2 protein-coding genes are annotated in these 3,317 nt (G+C 73.5%); both read right to left on the reverse strand.

Annotation, left to right across the window (positions count from 1 at the left end; all coding sequences use genetic code 11):
- Nucleotides 1–972, reverse strand: a 972-nt coding sequence (locus GTW40_RS18955) for a glycosyltransferase (RefSeq protein ID WP_161181382.1), incomplete at its 3' end; no start/stop codon positions are given.
- Between the two features lie 6 nt (nucleotides 973–978).
- Nucleotides 979–3,180, reverse strand: coding sequence for a bifunctional glycosyltransferase/CDP-glycerol:glycerophosphate glycerophosphotransferase (locus GTW40_RS18960; protein ID WP_161181383.1), 2,202 nt, complete (start codon nucleotides 3,178–3,180; stop codon nucleotides 979–981).
- Between the last annotated feature and the right edge of the window lie 137 nt (nucleotides 3,181–3,317).

A 3,317-nucleotide genomic window follows, 5' to 3' on the forward strand; every position in this document is an offset into this window, starting at 1 on the left:
CCGGGCCTCCCGGGCCGCCCGCGCCGCGTGACGGCGCACCAGATACGCCGCATAGCCCCCGGTCAGCACCGCCGTCTCGCCCGTCACCTCGGCGCCCTCGGGCCGGTGCGTACGGAACAGCTCGGCCGTGCGCCGGAAGAACTCCTCCTTGTCGGCGGGCGGCAGCCGGTCCGGCTTGGACAGGATGTCCAGGCAGTGCTCGCCCATCTTGCGGTGCAGATACGGCCGCCACACCCACAGCTCCGGGTGCGCCTCCACGAAGGCGAAGACCCGCTCGTACTGGTCGTGGACGTCGAAGTGCTTGCGGCTCGTGGTGGACAGGATGTTGCCCTGCCGCCGCTGCCGGTAGTTCACACAGATCCGGTCCAGGGCCGCGATCCGCCCGGCGCTCAGCAGCACCGGGAAGGTCCAGGGAGTGTCCTCGTAGTAGCCGGGCGGGAACGCGAAGCCGTGCCCGGTCACGAAGTCGCGCCGGTAGACCTTGTTCCAGACCACCATCAGCAGGTCGAGGATCTCGGGGCGCGCGGCCGCCGTGAAGGTGCCGGGCCCGGCCTCCGCGAGGACGTGCGCCAGGACGTTGCGCCGGGTGCCGCCCCACCAGTAGGTGCGCGCGTAGTCGAAGACCAGCACGTCCGGGTCCGCGGTCTCGTCCAGGCGGTCCGCGATCGCCTTGAGCGCGCCCGGGGTCAGGGTGTCGTCGCTGTCCAGGAAGAGGAGGTAGTCGCCGGTGGCGTGCGGCATCCCGGCGTTGCGGGCGCGGCCCAGGCCCACGTTCTCCGGCAGGTGCAGCACGGTGACGCGGGAGTCGCGCTCGGCGTACTCGTCCAGGATCGCGCCGCAGCCGTCCGGTGAGCGGTCGTCGACGGCGATGACTTCGAGGTCCGCGTACGACTGGCCGAGCACCGAGTCCAGACACTCGCGCAGGAAGCCCTGCACCTTGAAGCAGGGCACGATCACACTGAAGCGGGGCACGGCGGGTCAGCTCCTCACGAGGGTCGCGGCGGCGGGGGCGGGGACTCGTTCGGCGAGCGGGATCACCTGCGGGAGTGCCTCAGGCGGCTCCCCGAGCAGCACCCGGCGTACGACGCGCTCGGCGGCCCGGCCGTCGTCGAACTGGCAGAACCGCTCGCGGAATGCGGCCCGCAGCTCCCGGGACTCGGGGCCCGCGTACGTGCCCTCGCGGAAGATCCGGGCCAGCTCCTCGGGTGTCCGCGCGACCGGGCCGGGCGGGGTGGCCATCAGGTCGAAGTAGACGCCCCGGGTCTCCCGGTAGACCTCCCAGTCGTCGGCGTAGATCACCACCGGGCGGTCCAGATTGGCGTAGTCGAACATGATCGAGGAGTAGTCCGTGATCAGCGCGTCCGCCGCCAGGCACACGTCCTCGGCGGAGCGGTGCGCGGTCACGTCGATGATCCGGTCCGAACTCCGGGCCGTGCCGCGGTCGTAGAAGTAGTGGGCGCGCAGCAGCACCACGACGTCGTCACCGGCCGCACGGCAGAACTCCTCCAGATCCAGGCCGGTTTCGAAGCCGTCGGCCCAGTCGCGGTGGGTCGGCGCGTACAGCACGGCGGTGCGGCCCTCGGGCACGCCCAGCTCGCGGCGGATCCGGGCCACGTCCTCCGAAGTCGCCGTGCAGTACACGTCGTTGCGCGGATAGCCGTACTCCAGCTGTTCGTAGGAGCCCGGGAAGGCGCGCTCCCACATCTGCGTCGAGTGGCGGTTGGACGACAGGTTGAAGTCCCAGCGGTCCACCCGGCCGAGCAGCTTGGTGAAACTCCCGGAGCGCGAGGCCACCACCGGGTACGTCGACTGGTCCACGCCCATCGTCTTCAGCGGGGTGCCGTGCTGGGTCTGGAGGTGGACGCTGCCGGGGCGCTTGACGACTCCCTCGGCGAAGTTGGCGTTGTTCACGAGGTACTTGGCGCGGGCGAGCAGCTCCCAGGAGCGGTGCGAGCCGATCACCGCGTGCTCGACGCCCTGGGGCAGCGTGTGCTGCTGTCCCGCCTCCACCAGGAACACCGACCTGATGTGCGGGGCGAGTTCACGGGCCTTGGCATGGATCGCGGCCGGGTTGCAGGCGTAGCCCCGGCCCCAATAGGCGCAGTACACCGCCAGGTTGGGGTCGAGCGGGCGGCGTAGCGCACGGGCGTAGCGCAGCCGGGTCCGCAGCATGCGGGGGCGGGGGAGCCGGGCGGCGGCCTTGGCGGCGGCCCGGTTGGCGCCGCGCAGCACCCGGAACGCGCTGTACGCGCCCGCCGCGAGCAGCCGGTGCTGCACCCCGAGGCTGCCGCCGGGGAAGCGGTGTCCGGCCGGGCGGTGACGGCGGTGGAGACGGGCGGCCCGGCGGAAGAACCTCCGGTGTCCGGAGGGGAGACGGTGCGGGCGGGAGGCCGTCTTCAGGACCTCGGTGAAGAGCTGGTCGAAGAGCGCCCGCAGCCGCGCGGCGGGCAGGTCCGCCCCGGCGGCCCGGGTCAGCACCAGCTCCACCTGGTCCAGCAGTGTGTGCTGGTGCGCGCCCGGCAGGTTCAGCCTGCTCCCCTGGCGGCGCGCCCGGTGCCGCACGAGCGGGCGGCGCAGCACCGCGGCCCGCCGCGCGGCCACCGCGACCAGTCCGGTCCAGCCGAGGTCGGTGAAGTGCCCCTCGGGGAAGGCGAGTTCGTGTTCGGTGAGGAAGGCGCGGCGGTACACCGCGCTCCAGGCGGGCAGCCGCGACCCGAACGGCTCGGGCACCATCGCGGGGTCGAAGGCCCCCTTCGGCGCCTTGGCCAGCAGCGGGGCCGCCGGGTTGGCCGGTTCGCCCTCCCACCAGGGGACGCGCTCGTACTCGCCGTGCAGCACGTCCACCCCGGCGGTCTCGGTCAGCCGGGCGTCCACCGCCGCGAGCGCGCCGGGCAGCAGCAGGTCGTCGCCGTCCAGGAACAGCACGTACGCCCCGGTCGCCGCCCGCGTCCCGGTGTTGCGGGCCCCGCTCAGCCCGGCGGACGGCGGCGAGTACACCGGGCGCACCCGGGGATCGCGCCGGGCGTACGCGGCGGCGACCTCGGCGGCCGGGGCCTCGGCGTCGTCGCAGACCGGGATCAGCTCCAGGTCGTCGAAGGACTGCGCGAGGACCGAGTCCAGGGCCTGGGACAGCCGGCCCGAGACCCCGTGCGAGGGGACGATGATGCTGAAGCGGGGCATTCTGCTCTCTCTGTCGTCGTGCGGACGCCGCTGGTCGTCCTGCGGATACGGCCGGTCGTCCAGCGGGTGCGGGCGGTCGGCCGGTGGGGGCGGTCCGGCGCCCCGAGGGCGGGGCCCGTCGGCCGGTGGGCGCGGCC

It is taken from the genome of Streptomyces sp. SID4985, from assembly GCF_009863025.1.
GTDB lineage: Bacteria > Actinomycetota > Actinomycetes > Streptomycetales > Streptomycetaceae > Streptomyces.